The 495-nt window shown below is 72.5% G+C and carries 1 protein-coding gene; it reads left to right on the forward strand.

All coding sequences use genetic code 11. The annotated features are described in order from the left end of the window. The coding region (locus tag H5407_RS23585; RefSeq protein WP_183106918.1) for a condensation domain-containing protein at window positions 1-495 on the forward strand (495 nt) is incomplete at both ends.

Here is a 495-nt window from a genome sequence, read left to right on the forward strand (position 1 = left end):
TCGGCACCGTGCTGTTCGGCCGCATGCAGGCCGGCGCCGGGGCGGACCGCGCCCTGGGGCTTTACATCAACACCTTGCCGCTTCGAGTCAAGCTGCAGGGCCCGGTGCTGGGCGCGGTCAAGCAGGTCCAGCAAGACCTGGCCGGCCTGCTGCGCCACGAGCACGCCCCGTTGGCCCTGGCCCAACGCTGCAGCGGGCTGGAGAGCGGCGTGCCGCTGGTGACGGCGCTGCTGAACTACCGCCACGGCCTGGCACAGAGCGCGCAGGACGGCGCGACAGCCAGGGAGCAGGAGCAGGCGCTGGCCGGCATGACGCTGCTTGGCGGCAGCGAAGAGCGCACCAACTACCCCTTCACGCTGAGCGTGGATGACCTGGGCGACGCCGGCCTGGCCCTGAGCGCCCAGGTCAGCACGCCTGCCCAGGCCCCGCGCGTGTGCGCACTCATGCAGCAGGCGCTGCAAGGCCTCGTCCTGGCTCTGCAGTCCGCGCCGGACC

Origin of the sequence: Mitsuaria sp. WAJ17 (genome assembly GCF_014174515.1) — a bacterium.
GTDB lineage: Bacteria > Pseudomonadota > Gammaproteobacteria > Burkholderiales > Burkholderiaceae_C > Roseateles_B.